The following is a 16,429-nucleotide window of genomic DNA, read 5'->3' on the forward strand; positions in this document are numbered from 1 at the left end:
GCTGCTACTACCTGATCAGTACTTGTAACTTTCCGGCTTGTACGGGCCTTCGACCGGTACACCAATGTAACTCGCCTGCTCCGGTGTCATCTTGGTGATCACGCCACCAAAACCTTCCACCATGGCACGGGCCACTTCCTCGTCCAGCTGCTTGGGCAGAACCTGAACGTAGATGCCCTTCTCACGGGCGTCTTCCGGCAGGTCAGCAAACTTGCGCTCGAACAGGTACATCTGCGCCAGCACCTGGTTGGCGAACGAGCCATCCATGATCCGTGACGGGTGGCCGGTGGCGTTGCCCAGGTTCACCAGGCGGCCTTCGGACAGCAGGATCAGGTGGTCGTTGGTGGCCTTGTCGCGATACACCACGTGTACCTGCGGTTTGACCTCGTCCCACTCCCAGTTCTTGCGCATGTAGGCGGTATCGATCTCGTTGTCGAAGTGGCCGATATTGCACACCACGGCACCGCTCTTCAAAGCCTTGAGCATGTTGGCATCACACACGTTCATGTTGCCGGTGGTGGTCACCAGCAAATCGGTATTCTGCAGCAGTGCTTTGTCCACGCCGGCTTCGGTGCCGGTGTTCACGCCGTCGAGGTACGGAGACACCACTTCGAAACCGTCCATGCACGCCTGCATGGCACAGATCGGGTCGGCTTCGGTGATCTTGACGATCATGCCTTCCTGACGCAGGGAAGCGGCAGAGCCCTTGCCCACGTCACCGTAACCAATCACCAGCGCTTTCTTGCCGGCCATCAGGTGGTCGGTGGCACGCTTGATGGCGTCGTTCAGGCTGTGGCGACAACCGTACTTGTTGTCGTTCTTGGACTTGGTCACGGCGTCGTTAACGTTGATGGCCGGCACCTTCAGCTTGCCGTCACGCATCATTTCCTGCAGACGATGTACGCCGGTAGTGGTTTCTTCGGTCACACCGTGGCACTTGGCCAGGACTTCCGGGTACTTCTCGTGCAGCAGTGCTGTCAGGTCGCCGCCGTCATCCAGAATCATGTTGGGTTCCCAGCCTTCCACGTCGGCACCGACGGTACGCTCGAGGCACCAGTCGTACTCTTCGTCGGTTTCGCCTTTCCAGGCAAACACGGGAATGCCACGCTCAGCGATGGCCGCTGCAGCCTGGTCCTGGGTGGAGAAGATGTTGCACGATGACCAGCGCACGTTGGCGCCCAGTTCGATCAGGGTTTCGATCAATACGGCGGTCTGGATGGTCATGTGGATACAACCCATGACGTTGGCGCCTTTGAGCGGCTGCTCACCCTTGTATTTCTCACGGAGCTTGATCAGCGCAGGCATCTCGCCTTCAGCGATGTTGATTTCCTTGCGGCCCCAGGCCGCCAGTGAAATATCGCGAACTTTGTAGTCGTCGAATTGCTTCAGTTTTTCTGCTGGAGTGCTCATGGTGTTGCTCCTGTCGTTTCTTTGGCCTCGGTGGTTGTTTCCGTGGCCTCTCAATTCGGTGTGTCGGCGGTGGGGGAATTCTCTCCCCGGAAACGCTACGAGCACATCCATGTGCGCTTGAGGTCGGCCATCCATGGCCTCCCACATTCCGGGGAGAGAATTCCCCCACCGCCTCGTTCAAATTTTGGTGATCGCCGTCTGTACGACCAAGGCCATCAAATTGGCCTTTAAAACCGTCTCCGTCGAAATTATGGCTGGAGACCTAAAACGTTTATGCCGTTTGTCTCGAGAAGCCCTCACCACAATGCGAAGCGGTGGTGAGGGACCCCTTTCATGGACTGTGGGAGGCCAAGGATGGCCGACCCCAAGCGCACACGGACGTGCTTGTAGCGTGTCCATGAAAGGGATCCCTCAGCGCCGCCACCCCCATCAGTAGCGGGCTATCCCAAGCCCAGGCCCAAACCGAGGCCCAAGCCCAAATCAGATACCAGCGGCATCCTTAAGAAGATCCGCCCGATCCGTCTTCTCCCATGGGAAGGAGGTAAAGGTCTTGCCGCCAACCGTCATCTCAACCGGCTCACGCCCGAAGTGGCCGTAGGCCGCTGTTGCACGGTACATCGGGTGCAGCAGGTCCAGCATGTTGGTGATGGCATACGGCCGCAGGTCGAAGTTCTGGCGGATCAGTTCGATGATCTTGTCGTCGCTGATCTTGCCAGTGCCAAAGGTGTTCAGGGAGATCGATGTTGGCTGCGCAACGCCGATGGCGTAGGACACCTGGATCTCGCACTTTTCGGCCAGGCCGGCCGCGACGATGTTCTTGGCGACGTAACGGCCAGCGTAGGCTGCAGAGCGGTCCACCTTGGAGGGGTCCTTGCCGGAGAAGGCGCCGCCGCCGTGGCGGGCCATTCCGCCGTAGGTGTCGACGATGATCTTGCGACCGGTCAGGCCACAGTCACCAACCGGGCCGCCGATCACGAACTTGCCGGTCGGATTGATGTGGAACTGGGTGTCCTTGTGCAGCAGCTCTGCCGGCAGTGCGTTCTTGACGATCAGCTCCATCACTGCTTCTTTCAGGTCCGCCTGGGTGACGTCCGGGTCGTGCTGGGTGGACAGCACCACGGCGTCGATACCGGAAACCTTGCCGTTTTCGTAGCGGCAGGTGACCTGGCTTTTCGCATCCGGGCGCAGCCATGGCAGCAGGCCGCTCTTGCGGGCTTCGGCCTGGCGCTGGACCAGGCGGTGCGAGAAGGTGATCGGCGCCGGCATCAGTACGTCGGTTTCGTTGCTGGCGTAGCCGAACATCAGGCCCTGGTCACCGGCGCCCTGGTCTTCCGGCTTCTTGCGGTCAACGCCCTGGGCGATGTCCACGGACTGCTTGCCGATGATGTTGATAATGCCGCAGGTGTCGCCGTCGTAGCCCACGTCGGACGAGGTGTAGCCGATGTCCTTGATGACCTCACGGACCAGGTCTTCCAGATCAACCCAGGAACTGGTGGTGATTTCCCCGCCAATAATGGCAACGCCGGTTTTTACCATGGTTTCGCAGGCAACCCGGGCGTGGGGGTCGTCCACGAGGATGGCGTCGAGTACGGCATCAGAAATCTGGTCTGCCAGTTTGTCAGGATGGCCTTCAGAGACCGATTCGGAGGTAAAGACGCTGTAATCAGACATAGGGTTGCTCCTCTGTGAGCGTTGCAAATTCGCGCCGGCGTCGGGTGTTTGCTTTCTGCCGGCTGTTTTAATGTCGCTATCGTAAATCAGTTTTCAGAGTCTGCACAATTCTATATCAAAAAAAATTGATACAGTTTTCATTTCTGGTTTCAGGCAGCCCCCGGGTTTTTCCAGAATTCTCTTACCTGCACCTGGAATCCGTTGCGCAGGCCGATAAACAAAGACTCACCAGCAACCAGGCCGGCTTCTGCGGCCCAGCTCGTGAGCTCTTCCGGTTCGAAGCCCAGCCACAGGTCGCCGCAGGCTTCCTTGGCCCAGTCCTGGTCGTGGCTGCACAGGTCGCTGATCATCAGGCAGCCGCCGGTTTTCATCAGTGCTGCGGCGTCCAGGAAGATGTCAGCAGGACTGGGCACGTGGTGCAGCACCATGTTGGCCACCACCAGGTCGAAATCGTCTCCCCGGGCAAGCAGGTTGTCGGTCACGCCTTCGATCAGGTCGACGTTGTTCAGGCGCTCGTCGATGCAGGTGCGTGTGGCTTTGGCGAGCATGTCGCGGGAGTTATCCAGGGCCACCACATGCTCGCAGATGGTCGACAGCACTGGCAGAAATGCGCCTTCACCCGGTCCGATTTCCAGGGCGGTTTTCCAGTCATGCCGGGTGGATCGGTTGCGGATCAGGTTGGCCACCGGTTCGGCGTACAACTCGAACGCGGCAATCAGTTCCTGTTGCTCGCGGAATTTTTCCGCATAGCGGGCGAAGAAAGCCTGGGACTGGTCAGCACGCTGGTTACGGATGGCCTCGATTTTTCCCTGCAGGTGTTGTGGCAGGGGAATACGATCGACCGTTTCAAATACCTGGCGAATGGTCTGGTCGGTGAGCTTGTCGCTCTCCAGGTTCAGGGGGCGCCGGTAGAAGATGGCGTTGCCCTCGCGCTGGGGTTCCAGCAGACCGGCCTTGTGCATCACTTTGAGGTGGTGGCTCATACCGGACTGGCGCATATCGAACAACTGGCTCAGCTCCAGAACGCCAAAGGTGTCCCGGCGCAACACACGCAGGATTTCAAGGCGCAACGGATCACCGCTCGCCTTGAAGATCGGTGCCAGGGCGTCCATGGAGGACAGGTCATTTGCGTGCGTGGTCATGGATGTCATGGGAGGAAGTTTAGGGATGTCTGGCCGGTCAGGCAATATCTATATCAAAAAAAATTGATATAGAGTTAGATCTGTTTGAAAAATCAGCCAAAATTCCTGCCACCAATTTCCGCTGCCTGAAAGAGGCACAAAAAGAGTAACGCCGATTTGCCCCGGTGGTCACTAATCGGCGAAAATACGCGCCTTCTTTTTAACTGTTCACCTTTTTGCCGACCAAAACTGGAGAAACGTCAATGCCATCTCGCACAGATCTCGCCAACGCCATTCGCGCGCTGAGCATGGATGCGGTTCAGAAAGCCAAATCCGGCCACCCGGGCGCGCCCATGGGTATGGCGGACATCGCCGAGGTACTCTGGAATGATTTCCTCAGCCACAATCCGGCCAACCCCAAGTGGGCCAACCGTGACCGTTTTGTGCTGTCCAATGGCCACGGCTCCATGCTGCAGTACTCCCTGTTGCACCTGACTGGCTATGACGTCTCCATCGATGACATCAAGAACTTCCGTCAACTGCACTCCAAAACCCCGGGTCACCCGGAGTACGGCTACACGCCGGGTGTAGAAACCACCACCGGTCCGCTGGGGCAGGGTATTGCCAACGCGGTTGGCTTTGCACTGGCGGAGAAGGCCCTGGGCGAGCAGTTCAACCGTCCCGGCCACAACATTGTTGATCACTACACCTACGCCTTCCTGGGCGATGGCTGCCTGATGGAGGGTATCTCCCACGAAGTGTCCTCCCTTGCCGGCACCCTGGGCCTGGGCAAGCTGGTCATGTTCTATGACGACAATGGCATTTCCATTGACGGCGAGGTCGACGGCTGGTTTACCGACGACACCCCCAAGCGTTTTGAGTCCTACGGCTGGCAGGTGATTCCCGAGGTTGATGGCCATAACCCGGAAGCGGTCCGCAGTGCCATTGAAGCGGCCCGGGCCAACACGTCTCAGCCCACCCTGATCTGCTGCAAGACCATTATCGGTTTCGGCTCCCCCAACAAGCAGGGCACCGAAGCCTGTCACGGCGCCGCGCTGGGTGAAGACGAAGTCGCCCTGACCCGCGAAAAGCTGGGCTGGAACCACGGTGCCTTTGAAATTCCGTCAGAAATCTATGGCGCCTGGGATGCCCGCGAGAAGGGTGCGGCTGCTCAGTCCGAGTGGGAGCAGGCCTTCGCTGCCTACGAGAAGGCCGAGCCGGAACTGGCTGCCGAGTTCAAGCGCCGTATGGCCGGTGAGCTGCCAGCGGACTTCTCGGAAAAGGCCCAGGCCTACATCCAGGAGTGTCAGGACAAGGGCGAGACTGTCGCCAGCCGCAAGGCTTCCCAGAACACCCTGAACGCCTATGGCCCACTGCTGCCGGAACTGCTGGGCGGCTCCGCTGACCTTGCCGGCTCCAACCTCACCATCTGGGATGGCAGCAAGCCGGTGACCAAAGAGGATGCCAGCGGTAACTATATTTACTACGGCGTTCGCGAATTCGGCATGGCCGCCATCATGAACGGCATTGCCCTGCACGGTGGCTTTGTGCCCTATGGCGCCACCTTCCTGATCTTCATGGAGTACTGCCGCAACGCCGTGCGCATGGCAGCCCTGATGAAGCAGCGCTCCATCTATGTCTTCACCCACGACTCCATCGGCCTGGGCGAAGACGGCCCCACGCACCAGCCCATCGAACAGCTGGCCAGCCTGCGCACCACGCCGAACATGAGCACCTGGCGCCCGGCCGACACGGTGGAATCCGCTGTTGCCTGGAAAGCTGCACTTGAGCGCACCGACGGTCCGACGGCCCTGGTGTTCTCCCGGCAGGGGCTGCCCCATCAGGATCGTGACGCGACCCAGCTGCAGAATGTGGCCAAAGGTGGCTACATTCTGTCTGACAGCGAAGGCACTCCGGATCTGATCCTGATTGCCACTGGTGGCGAGCTCGGGTTGGCTCAGGACGCGGCAGCTGCACTGCGGGAGAAAGGGAACAAGGTGCGCGTGGTTTCCATGCCGAGCACTGACACCTTCGATGCCCAAAGCGCGGCCTACAAGCAGGAAGTCCTGCCACTGGAAGTGACCAACCGCGTTGCCATCGAAGCCGGCATCGAAGACTACTGGTACAAGTACGTTGGCCTGGACGGCCGCATTGTGGGCATGAGCACCTTCGGTGAGTCCGCACCTGCGGGCGAGCTGTTCAGGGAGTTCGGATTTACGGTCGACAACGTGATCGCCGTCGCCGGGGAGCTGCTGGAAGCCTGATGAGTACCGCTGCACCGTATCGCATCGCCATCAATGGATACGGCCGTATCGGCCAGTGCGTCCTGCGGGCGCTCTATGAGAACGGTTTTCGCGACAACCTGCAGGTGGTCGCGATTAACGAGCTGGCGGATATCGACACCATTGCCCACCTCACCCGCTATGACTCGACCCATGGCCGATTCCAGGGCGAGATAAGGGTCGAGGGCGACTCCCTGGTGGTGAACGGTGACCAGATTCGCGTAGTTCGCCATGCCGAGGCTTCAGACTTGCCGTGGGGTGAACTGGGTGTGGATCTGGTGTTGGAGTGCTCCGGTGCCTTCACCGACCGGGCCACAGCCGAGCAACACCTGAACTCCGGTGCTGCCCGCCTGCTGTTTTCACAGCCAGCCGAATCCGATGTGGATCGCACGGTGGTTTATGGCGTGAACCAGGACCAGTTAACCGAGACGGACCGCATCGTGGCTGCAGCCTCCTGCACCACCAACTGCCTGGTGCCAGTCATCCAGATACTGGATGAGGCCCTGGGTGTGGAGCAGGGGAGCACCACCACCATCCACGCCGCGATGAACGACCAGCCGGTTATTGATGCCTACCATCACCAGGACCTGCGCCGCACCCGTAGCGCCCTGCACAACATCGTTCCCGTTGACACCGGCCTGGCCAAAGGCATCGAACGCCTGCTTCCCCATATGGAGGGCAGGTTCAGCTCCGTGGCCATGCGCGTGCCCACCATGAACGTGTCGGCCATCGATATGGTAGTGAACGTTCGGCAAAACACCTCGGTGGAGGCGGTGAATAATCTATTAAAAAACGCGGCCCATGGGCCGCTGAAACGCATTCTGGGCTACACCGATGAGCTGCTGGCCAGCTCCGATTTTAACCACGACGCCCATTCCGGAATCGTGGACGGAGGCCAGACCCGTGTAACCGGCGGCACCATGGTGAAGGTGCTGTGCTGGTTTGATAACGAATGGGGGTTTGCAAATCGGATGCTGGACGTCAGCAAGCACTGGTTGTCCGGTCACTGAAACTGTTTTTGATCAGGGGATGAACATTATGGCTATCAAGAGAATGACCGATCTGGACCTCGCAGGCAAGCGGGTACTGATCCGTGAAGACCTGAACGTACCGGTAAAGAATGGTGCAGTCTCCAGCGACGCCCGCATCCGCGCTTCGCTGCCCACCATCAAGGCCGCAAAAGACGCTGGCGCCAGGGTTATGCTGATGTCCCACCTGGGTCGCCCGGAAGAAGGCGTTTACGACGAAGCCTCCTCCATGAAGCCGGTGGCTGAGCACCTGGGCAAGCTGCTGGGCCAGGACGTGCGCCTGATCACCGATTACCTGGACGGCGTTGAAGTGGCCGAAGGCGAAGTGGTTCTGTTTGAGAACGTGCGCTTCAATAAAGGCGAAAAGAAAGACGACGAAGAACTCTCCAAAAAGTACGCCGCCCTGTGCGATGTGTATGTAATGGATGCCTTCGGCACCGCCCACCGCGCCCAGGCCTCAACCCATGGTGTTGCCCGTTTCGCGCCCGAAGCCTGCGCCGGCCCGCTGCTGGCGGCCGAACTGGAAGCACTCGGCAAGGCCCTGGACAACCCGGCCAGGCCCGTCGTCGCCATCGTTGGCGGCTCCAAGGTGTCCACCAAGCTGGACGTACTGAACGCGCTGGAAAAAGTCTGCGACTCGATCATCGTCGGTGGCGGTATCGCCAACACCTTCCTGGCAGCTGCCGGTCACCCGGTAGGCAAATCCCTGTGCGAACACGACCTGATCGACACCGCCCGGGAAATCGCCTCCCGCGTGGAAATTCCGCTGCCTGTGGATGTGGTGGTTGCCAGCGAGTTCGCCGAGACAGCGAAGGCCACCACCAAGAAAATCGATGAGGTCACTGAAGACGACATGATTCTGGATGTCGGCCCGGAAACCGCCTCCAAATTCGCCGGCCTGTTGAAGTCCTCCAAAACCATCCTGTGGAATGGCCCGGTCGGCGTCTTCGAATTCGACCAGTTCAGCAACGGCACCCAGTCCCTGGCGAAAGCCATCGCTGAAAGCGATGCCTTCTCACTGGCTGGCGGTGGTGATACTGTCGCCGCCGTTGACAAGTACGGTGTAAGTGACAAAATCTCGTACATTTCCACCGGCGGCGGTGCCTTCCTGGAATTCGTGGAAGGAAAAACGCTACCGGCAGTTGCCGTTTTAGAAGAGCGCGGCGCCTAAGCACAAGTCTGAATCGCAAGGAGGGCCGGAACACTCTTCCGGGACCGTAAAAAACAGGGATGTTTTTTACGAGCCTACAGGGACGTATTCACGGCGTGTCCCGGAAGAGTGTTCCGGCCCTCCGAAGCAGACTCCAAACCAGAAAGTCTGCCAGACACATTTAATTAATCGAGGAGACAACCCCCATGGCCCTGATTTCGATGCGGCAACTATTGGATCACGCCGCCGAGCATGGTTACGGTGTGCCGGCTTACAACGTGAACAACCTTGAGCAGATGCGCGCGATCATGGAGGCGGCCGATAAGACCGACTCTCCGGTGATTGTTCAGGCCTCTGCCGGCGCCCGCAAGTACGCCGGTGCTCCTTTCCTGCGTCACCTCATTCTGGCGGCCATTGAGGAGTTTCCCCATATTCCAGTGGTCATGCACCAGGACCATGGCACCAGCCCTTCCGTATGCCAGCGCTCCATTCAACTGGGCTTCAGCTCGGTGATGATGGATGGTTCACTGGGTGAAGACGGTAAGACTCCTACCGACTACGAGTACAACGTGGACGTTACCCGCCGCACCGTGGAAATGGCTCACGCCTGTGGCGTTTCCGTTGAGGGCGAACTGGGTTGCCTCGGCTCCCTGGAAACCGGCCAGGCCGGTGAAGAAGACGGCATCGGCGCCGAAGGCACCCTGGATCACAGCCAGATGCTGACCGACCCGGAAGAAGCCGCGGATTTCGTCAAGAAAACCCACGTCGACGCCCTGGCCATCGCCATTGGCACCAGCCACGGCGCCTACAAGTTCACCCGTCCCCCGACCGGTGACATCCTGGCCATCGACCAGATCAAGGCCATCCACGCCCGCATTCCGGATACTCACCTGGTGATGCACGGCTCCAGCTCTGTTCCCCAGGAGTGGCTGAAGATCATCAACGAATACGGTGGTGCAATTCCCGAGACCTATGGTGTGCCGGTTGAGGAAATCGTGGAAGGCATCAAGCATGGCGTTCGCAAGGTCAACATCGACACCGACCTGCGTCTGGCCAGCACTGGTGCAACCCGTCGTTTCCTGGCGCAGAACCCGGCCGAGTTCGACCCGCGCAAATTCCTGAAGGAAACCATGAAGGCAATGACGGAAGTCTGCGTTGCCCGCTACGAAGCCTTCGGAACTGCAGGCAACGCCAGCAAGATCAAACCGGTCAACCTCGAGCGCATGTTCGAGCGTTACGCTTCTGGCGAGTTGGACCCCAAGGTCAAGTAAACGTTGTAGTCAGAGTCTTTCCAGTGTCGCCGAGCCCGTATCCGGGCTCGCGACCACCGGTTTGTACCCTGGCAGCTTCACCTCGATCGGCGGCTCCTCAGTGTGCCACTCGGCCGTCCATTCCACTCTGTGTGAACCAGCTGGGTCCGGCATTATGCTGACGGAGACAGTGCCAAAGCCTGTTGGCGCGGGCCCGAAGCTGATGGTCTCGTTCTGTTCCAGCCAGCGCCCGGGTATACCACCACAGAGCACCAGGCGTTCCCCTTCTTCCCGCACAAAGCAGTTGCGCACCATCAGTACCCATTCCGCCGATGCCCACACGTGGTGCCCATCCCCCATGCACCCGCCAAGGGTGCCGGGATGGATGGCTTCGGGCCACTGGCCGGTAGGCGAGGCCAGTTCGGCTACCGAATCCATCAGCTGGAGATAGCGGGGATCACCCGCCCGCAGAAGCACCTGGGCCACGTGCAGGGTCAGGTAGGCGTTCAGACCGGAGTGGATCATGTCCTGGTAGAAGGCGCCGTCGACGAAACACCGCTCCAGCAGAAATTCAGCGCAGTCCAGCAGTCGCGGATCATCGGGAGCGCAAATCTGGGTCGGGTAACCTGCCGCCAGGGAACCTATGGCGCCCGCATCCAGGCGCCGGTAGGGGGAGGCTGGCATGCCTGGCCGCTTCAGACGCGTCTGGCAGCGCTCCAGGCTGCGGTCGACTGCCTTCGTAAAATCGACGGCATCGTCCCGGAAAGCCCGGCTGTCTTCCGGGCTGTCGACTGCCAGCATGTCCGCAGCGGCATGGAGCCCCGCGATGCCCCAGAAGTCATCCCAGTAATAGTAATCATTCGGGCCCAGGTGTTCAGCGCTGAAACCTGCCGGCAGTAACCCCGCATGGGGCGCTTCGGTTTCCTCGCGCAGGCGCTTGTTGGTAATCCACCGGGCGCCACGGCTTATGGGGGCATGCCAGTGCTTGTCCGGGCGACGACCCGTCAGGTCGAAAAAGCGTTTGAGTATCCAGAGCACTTCGCCGTTGGCGTCCCACTCGCCCTCCTGGGAGCGGAAATAACCGCGACTGGTCTGGCGTTGGGGGAAGCGGGACAGGGCCCGCTCAGCCCGTCCGGTCAGTCCGATGCTCAGTAACGCGTTGATGATGAAGGCCGCATCGCGGAACCAGAACCGCTTGTAGGTGAATGGGCCGGGATAGACATCGTCCGGAGAGTGGAGGATCAGAGACGCAACCGCAGCATCATAGAGAAACTGATAGTGAGGTTCGGGGCACACAAGGCGGGCGTGGCCTTCCCGTTCTGTCTGCCAGGCATCGGCCAGGGGTAGCCGTGCCCGGGTGTCGCTCAGGGGAATGCTGGCGGTGATTTCGCGGGCTTCCCCGGCCTTCACGGAAAACAGCGCTGCCGCGGTGGCCATGCCCACATCACAGACGCCCTCGGTCTGGTCCTCACGGTCGGTCAGATGAATGTGCACGTCACCGTTATGGTAATCCGAGACATGGTGTCGTTCGGCGGGGGCGCTGAAGGTGACTGAGCGATCGCCCTCCACCGTCCAGGCATCCCGATCTTTCGAGAGACTGACGCGGTTTATGAAACTCACTCCCTCGGGATTGGACGGCCGCAGTGCCAGCACCAGTGAACCGGCCACCTGCGACTTTGCCCGCAGCCGGAATTTGCACACCGGAACGCCGGATTCCAGCTCCACCCAGGCTTTGCTGCCGAGTTCCAGGCCGTCCATGGATGACTCGGTATTGACGCTGATTACATCGCCCACATCCTGCCACTGGCGCGAATCCTTTGCCCGTGAGGGCAGCAGGCAGCGGCCGTCGTCAGCCAGCAGCCAGCCGTCCAGTGACCAGCTGTCATAAAACGGTGTCAGCAGGCCTCTCGGGTCCACGATTGGCAGTTCGTCGCAGTCAGGGTGCCCCACCGCCGTCCAGTTCCGGTTGCTGAGGTTGATATGGGTAATGGAAAACGCCCGGGGAATGAACGAAGGATCCTTTGGGTCAAATTGCCGCTCGATCCAGTAGGGCCAGACCCAGTCCAGGTTGTGCTGGATAACCCGGCTGTTGATCAGGCCCCGGGCATGGAAAACCACACCGGCCCGCAGCAGCTCGATGGGTTCTCCGACTTCCGAGGGCTGGGCGAATCCATGGAGTCTTGAGAGCAGGGCGATGGGGTCCAGAAAGCCGTGTTTGCGGGCGACGGTTTTAACCACAAAACGCCAGGGTAGCCATTTCATCCAGGTCACTGTTTGATCTCCAGGCTGTGCTCTTCGTCAGCGTATTTGGACAGGGCGCGGCGGGCGAGGATGTTGAGGTAAATGACAGCAGCCAGGGTGCCGGCGAACCCGGCGCCGTATATGGCCCACTCCAGAGGGGACCGGCTGGTCTCCCGTACTCCCAGAACGGTCAGGTCGGCTGCGATAGACCCCAGGTAAACGTTATGAAGTGAGAAAGGTATGAAACCTATGGCGGATCCTCCCACAAAGCCACGAAACGAAAATCGCGTTAGGCCGAAGAAATAGTTTGAAAGCTTGCTGGGAAAAAACGGAATCAGCCGGGTCAGAAGCACGATTTTCCAGCCATGGGGCGTCAGCTCATTGCTCATCAGCCGCAGGCGTGCTCTGGCCATCACAAATTCTTTTGCCCGTTCGCCAAAAAGGTGCCGGGCTATCAGGAAAGCCAGGGAAGCCCCCAACACCGTCCCGGTGACCACATACACGGTGCCTTCCATCACCCCGAATACGAAGCCCGCGCCAGTGGTAAACAAAACGCCGGGCAGCAGGGCAACCACAGTCACCGTCATCAGCAGAATGAATAACAGGGCAGCCCAGGCGCCCTGGTCTTCAAACCACTGAAGCATGACCACGACCCGTTCATGGATCCCCAGGAAATAGAGGATCGCAAGAATAATGCCCACAAAAACGATGCTGGCCAGCATCCCGAGTATGGGAGAACGCTTCCAGCCGGCCCTTCGCTCCAGATCTGCTTCTTGGGTAATGGAGATCACCTCCTGTAACGGAAACGAATATGGGGGGCACATCCTGCCTGAAGTGTTTGTCATCTCTTATCAAGCCTAGATAGGCCAAGGGGTGAAAACAAGCGGACAACCATGGCCAGACAACTGATACGCATCAATTCTGATAGGTCCGCACCTTGTAATTTTCACTTCCTCATCAAATATAGTGGTAGTAACCGGGTAAACAATGCCCAGCATTCTAAACAGGTGTGAGGAATAGAATGGACTTCAAAGACTATTACGCCGTGCTTGGTGTGAGTGAGTCTGCCTCCCCCGAGGAGATCAAAAAGGCCTACCGCAAACTGGCCCGGAAATATCATCCGGATGTCAGTAAGGAAGCAGATGCGTCCGACAAATTCAAAGACGTGGGTGAGGCCTATGAAGTACTGAAAGACCCCGAAAAACGTGCCGAATACGATGAGCTGAAGAATTACGGCGCCCGTCAGGACGGGTCGTTTGAGCGTCCTCCCGGTTGGGAGAGTGCGTCCGGCTTTGGTGGCGGTGGTTATACCGAAGCCGATGCGGCGCAGTTCAGCGACTTCTTTGAGGAAATCTTCGGCGGTGGCCGTCGCAGGGGAGCCGGCCCGGGAGCAGGCTTTGGTGGTGGCTTCGGCGGCCAGCGCCACTCCATGCGCATGCGGGGTGAAGATGTTCACGCCCGGCTGGCGCTGTTCCTGGAGGAGGCTTTCCATGGCTGCGATAAGCAGGTGTCGTTCAGTGTCCATGAGCCGGACGCCAACGGCCGGGTAGTGCCACGTCAGAAAACCCTGAACGTGAAGATCCCCGCCGGCATGAGGGAAGGGCAACATATCCGCCTGAAAGGTCAGGGCGCCCCCGGCATCGGTGGTGCGGAGAATGGCGACCTGTTTATCGAAGTGGAATACGCGCCGCACCCCCTGTTCACGGTGGAAGGCCGGGATATACTGGTGACGGTGCCCATCGCTCCCTGGGAGGCCGCTCTCGGTGCCTCGGTCACGGTGCCCACCGTTGGCTCGAAGGTGAACGTCAAGGTGCCCAAGGGCTCTTCCAGCGGCCGCAAATTGCGGCTCAAGGGCAAAGGCCTGCCAGGCAAGCATCCGGGGGACCAACTTGTGGTGCTGCAGATCGTGATGCCGGAGCGGCACAGCGAAGAAGCCGAGGCGCTGTACAAACAGCTGGCCGAGGCTGAAAAAGGGTTCAATCCACGCAGCAAACTGCATGTGTGAGCGGGGTGAAGGATGACTGATAAAGACCGGATTCTGAGCGTCGAACTGGTGGAACCAACCGCTACATTCACCTTGCGGGAGGTCTGCGAGCGTGGGGATTGCCACGCGGAGTTCGTTATCAAACTGGTGAACTACGGTGTGATCGCTCCTGTGGAGGAATCACCGGAAGCACGCCAATGGCAGTTCGATCTTGACGCCCTGGCCCGTCTCCGCAAGGCCCAGCGTTTGCAGCGGGATCTGAAGATGAACCTGCCTGGCCTGGCGATGTCTCTGGAGCTTCTTGATGAGGTCCAGGAAATGCGACGTGAAGTCGATCGCCTTAACCGGCAGCTTCGGCATTTTATGGGAGACTCCTAGCCCCGGTCCGGCTGGCAACCCCTGTTCAAAACACGCCCGTAAATACGTCCATGTAGGGCTCGGTCGCGCCATCCCTGGCGCTCCACGGTTTTGAACAGGGGTTACCAGCCGGACCTCCCGCCAAACTTGGGAGGTCAGTCCTTCTCTAACTTCTGCAGTTCCGCGTAAATTTTCTCTGCTTCCTCCATCAGCGTGCCATGGGTGCGCAGGTCGCCGTTGCGTTGGGCGTGCAGCGCTTTTTGCAGCTTCGCTTCATACTCTTTCTGCAGCTTTTTCTTCGGATCGCCCTTCAGAAATCCCAGCATTATTTTTCCCCTGTTTTCATTCGTCTGTTCAGTAGCTTACGCCCATGGGGCCGGAAAGTTCACAAAATCTTCATGTTCAGAAGCTGGACAACCCCTATAAATGGGAATAATTTCCCAATTATAGGTTTGGGAAAATAATCCCAATAAAAAAGGAGAAGACCTATGAAACGCGATCCGTTAGCAACAGCAATCAAACTGGCCATGACCGGTGTTATCGCAGGCTCCCTGGCCGCCTGTGGCGGTGGTGGTTCCGGTTCGTCCAGTAGTGACACCGCATCCTCCGGAACCAGTGTCGGGCCGGTGTCCGGGTTTGGCAGTGTGTACGTAAACGGCACCCGGTTTAATACCAATGGCAGTGTTAACAGCGACGACGGCATCGAGCGGGAGACCCAGCTCGAGAAAGGCATGATTCTCAAGGTTCGTGGCCGCTGGGACGACGATGGACAGGGCGAGGCCGATCGCCTGGATTACGACGATACTCTCCGCGGCGAATTGCAGTCCGCTACCTGGAACGGTCCGGACCTGCTTGACGGTGACGGCACGCTGATAGTCGCCGGGCAGGAAATCCTGGTGGACGGGCAGACCGTCTTCAAGGGCGCCACGCCGGCCGAACTGGATGGTGTCAGCCCTGGCACCTACCGGGTTCGGATCAGTGCCTGGCGCCTTGATGATGGCACTTTCCGCGCCAGTTACGTGGGCGTGAAGCCAGTGAGCGATGATTTCGGCGATGGCAACGAAGTGGAAGTTGAAGGTGTGGTCCGCAATCTGGACGCAGTTGCCCAGACCTTCCAGATCAACGGCATTGATGTGGATTACCAGAGCGCCGAGTTCGATGACGATCTGGAACGGGACGATCTCGCAAACGGCATCGTTGTTGAGGTTGAAGGTTATATCCAGAACGGGGTGTTGATCGCAGAGGAAATCGAGGATGAAGACGACCTCTTCGATGACGACGATGATGTCGAGATTGCCGGGGCCATTTCCGGTGACTACGACGATGTCAGCCGGCAGTTCAGCCTCAACGGAATTACTGTCCGGGTGAATAGCGGTACCGGGTTTGACGATGGCCTGCGGGAAAGTGAGCTTGGCGATGGCCTGCTGGTGAAAGTCGAGGGCAGTTTCCGTAACGGTGTGCTGGTAGCCGAAGAGATCGAGCCTCGTGACGGTGATGCAGAACTGGACGGTGTCATTGAATCGAAGAGTGAGGACGAACTGGTCGTCAGCGGCGTTCGTGTGGTGCTGACCGGCAACACGCTCATCGAAGATGACGATGACGACGATGATGACAGCATCACGATGAGAACCCGCGATATCGAAAGCCTTCGTGTTGGCGATTTCATTGAGGTGGAAGGTCGCCAGCGCTCGTCCGGAGGCGATTACCTGGAAGCCATCAAGATCGAGCGTGAAGACGACGATGATGACGATGGCTATGAGATGGAAGGACGGGTAACAGCCGTTACCGACAGCTCCATCACGGTCCTTGGCCTCACATTGCTCCGTGGTGACGCGAATCTCTCTGATATCAGCGTGGGGAATCAGGTAGAGATCGATTACTTCCGAAATGCTGGCGGTGACTATGTGATCGACGAGATCGAAGAAGATGACTGAT

13 protein-coding genes are annotated in these 16,429 nt (G+C 59.1%); 7 read left to right on the plus strand and 6 right to left on the minus strand.

All coding sequences use genetic code 11. The annotated features are described in order from the left end of the window. Positions 1 to 15: 15 nt before the first annotated feature. From ahcY to QPL94_RS07410, 3 genes are all read right to left on the minus strand, one after another. Positions 16 to 1,410 (minus strand): adenosylhomocysteinase, encoded by a 1,395-nt coding sequence (gene ahcY / locus QPL94_RS07400; protein WP_285356530.1) that lies wholly within the window; start codon positions 1,408 to 1,410, stop codon positions 16 to 18. Positions 1,411 to 1,890: 480 nt separating this feature from the next. Further along, positions 1,891 to 3,081: a methionine adenosyltransferase gene (gene metK, locus QPL94_RS07405; RefSeq protein WP_137435513.1), complete on the minus strand. Its 1,191-nt coding sequence runs from the start codon at positions 3,079 to 3,081 to the stop codon at positions 1,891 to 1,893. Between the two features lie 149 nt (positions 3,082 to 3,230). Continuing rightward, the gene (locus tag QPL94_RS07410) at positions 3,231 to 4,232 is read right to left on the minus strand and encodes an ArsR/SmtB family transcription factor (protein ID WP_285356531.1); all 1,002 of its coding nucleotides are present in this window, start codon (positions 4,230 to 4,232) and stop codon (positions 3,231 to 3,233) included. Between the two features lie 233 nt (positions 4,233 to 4,465). Here QPL94_RS07410 and tkt point away from each other — a divergent pair, with 233 nt between their 5' ends. The 4 genes from tkt to fba all read left to right on the plus strand — a co-directional run bounded on the left by tkt (position 4,466) and on the right by fba (position 9,933). Next, the gene (tkt, locus tag QPL94_RS07415) at positions 4,466 to 6,466 is read left to right on the plus strand and encodes a transketolase (protein ID WP_285356533.1); all 2,001 of its coding nucleotides are present in this window, start codon (positions 4,466 to 4,468) and stop codon (positions 6,464 to 6,466) included. Further along, a complete protein-coding gene (gap, locus tag QPL94_RS07420) occupies positions 6,466 to 7,494 on the plus strand; it encodes a type I glyceraldehyde-3-phosphate dehydrogenase (protein ID WP_285356534.1) in 1,029 nt (342 codons plus the stop codon). Before tkt ends, gap begins: the two co-directional genes overlap by 1 nt. Before the next feature lie 28 nt (positions 7,495 to 7,522). Then, positions 7,523 to 8,683 (plus strand): phosphoglycerate kinase, encoded by a 1,161-nt coding sequence (locus tag QPL94_RS07425; RefSeq protein WP_285356535.1) that lies wholly within the window; start codon positions 7,523 to 7,525, stop codon positions 8,681 to 8,683. A 185-nt stretch (positions 8,684 to 8,868) separates the two neighbouring features. Next, entirely contained in the window at positions 8,869 to 9,933 is a 1,065-nt protein-coding gene (fba, locus tag QPL94_RS07430) for a class II fructose-bisphosphate aldolase (RefSeq protein ID WP_137435508.1), read from the plus strand. A 9-nt stretch (positions 9,934 to 9,942) separates the two neighbouring features. On the opposite strand, the gene QPL94_RS07435 is transcribed toward fba, so the two are convergent. Together QPL94_RS07435 and QPL94_RS07440 are read right to left on the minus strand one after the other, a co-directional pair. Next, entirely contained in the window at positions 9,943 to 12,183 is a 2,241-nt protein-coding gene (locus QPL94_RS07435) for a hypothetical protein (protein WP_502881514.1), read from the minus strand. Then, positions 12,180 to 12,998, minus strand: coding sequence for a TVP38/TMEM64 family protein (locus QPL94_RS07440; RefSeq protein WP_285356536.1), 819 nt, complete (start codon positions 12,996 to 12,998; stop codon positions 12,180 to 12,182). The genes QPL94_RS07435 and QPL94_RS07440 overlap by 4 nt, the downstream gene beginning before the upstream one ends. A gap of 176 nt (positions 12,999 to 13,174) precedes the next feature. Between QPL94_RS07440 and QPL94_RS07445 the strand changes: the two genes are divergently transcribed. Both QPL94_RS07445 and QPL94_RS07450 read left to right on the plus strand, forming a co-directional pair. Beyond that, positions 13,175 to 14,158 carry a DnaJ C-terminal domain-containing protein gene (locus QPL94_RS07445; protein ID WP_285356537.1) on the plus strand — a complete coding sequence of 328 codons (984 nt, stop codon included), beginning with the start codon at positions 13,175 to 13,177 and terminating at the stop codon, positions 14,156 to 14,158. A gap of 12 nt (positions 14,159 to 14,170) precedes the next feature. Continuing rightward, a complete protein-coding gene (locus QPL94_RS07450) occupies positions 14,171 to 14,515 on the plus strand; it encodes a chaperone modulator CbpM (RefSeq protein WP_285356538.1) in 345 nt (114 codons plus the stop codon). 134 nt (positions 14,516 to 14,649) lie between these two features. Here QPL94_RS07450 and QPL94_RS07455 read toward each other — a convergent pair whose 3' ends face one another. Continuing rightward, complete coding sequence (locus tag QPL94_RS07455) at positions 14,650 to 14,820, minus strand: DUF6435 family protein (protein ID WP_285356541.1); 171 nt, start codon at positions 14,818 to 14,820, stop codon at positions 14,650 to 14,652. 162 nt (positions 14,821 to 14,982) lie between these two features. On the opposite strand from QPL94_RS07455, the gene QPL94_RS07460 reads away from it, so the two are divergent. Then, positions 14,983 to 16,428 (plus strand): DUF5666 domain-containing protein, encoded by a 1,446-nt coding sequence (locus QPL94_RS07460; RefSeq protein WP_285356542.1) that lies wholly within the window; start codon positions 14,983 to 14,985, stop codon positions 16,426 to 16,428. Position 16,429 lies beyond the last annotated feature (1 nt).

Origin of the sequence: Marinobacter sp. SS13-12, assembly GCF_030227115.1 — a bacterium.
GTDB lineage: Bacteria > Pseudomonadota > Gammaproteobacteria > Pseudomonadales > Oleiphilaceae > Marinobacter.

Excerpts from the sequence above, each read along its gene's own strand:
- ahcY (WP_285356530.1), bottom strand. The coding sequence starts at position 1,410 with ATGAGCACTCCAGCAGAAAAACTGAAGCAATTCGACGACTACAAAGTT.
- metK (WP_137435513.1), bottom strand. The coding sequence starts at position 3,081 with ATGTCTGATTACAGCGTCTTTACCTCCGAATCGGTCTCTGAAGGCCAT.
- QPL94_RS07410 (WP_285356531.1), bottom strand. The coding sequence starts at position 4,232 with ATGACATCCATGACCACGCACGCAAATGACCTGTCCTCCATGGACGCC.
- tkt (WP_285356533.1), top strand. The coding sequence starts at position 4,466 with ATGCCATCTCGCACAGATCTCGCCAACGCCATTCGCGCGCTGAGCATG.
- gap (WP_285356534.1), top strand. The coding sequence starts at position 6,466 with ATGAGTACCGCTGCACCGTATCGCATCGCCATCAATGGATACGGCCGT.
- QPL94_RS07425 (WP_285356535.1), top strand. The coding sequence starts at position 7,523 with ATGGCTATCAAGAGAATGACCGATCTGGACCTCGCAGGCAAGCGGGTA.
- fba (WP_137435508.1), top strand. The coding sequence starts at position 8,869 with ATGGCCCTGATTTCGATGCGGCAACTATTGGATCACGCCGCCGAGCAT.
- QPL94_RS07440 (WP_285356536.1), bottom strand. The coding sequence starts at position 12,998 with ATGACAAACACTTCAGGCAGGATGTGCCCCCCATATTCGTTTCCGTTA.
- QPL94_RS07445 (WP_285356537.1), top strand. The coding sequence starts at position 13,175 with ATGGACTTCAAAGACTATTACGCCGTGCTTGGTGTGAGTGAGTCTGCC.
- QPL94_RS07450 (WP_285356538.1), top strand. The coding sequence starts at position 14,171 with ATGACTGATAAAGACCGGATTCTGAGCGTCGAACTGGTGGAACCAACC.
- QPL94_RS07455 (WP_285356541.1), bottom strand. The coding sequence starts at position 14,820 with ATGCTGGGATTTCTGAAGGGCGATCCGAAGAAAAAGCTGCAGAAAGAG.
- QPL94_RS07460 (WP_285356542.1), top strand. The coding sequence starts at position 14,983 with ATGAAACGCGATCCGTTAGCAACAGCAATCAAACTGGCCATGACCGGT.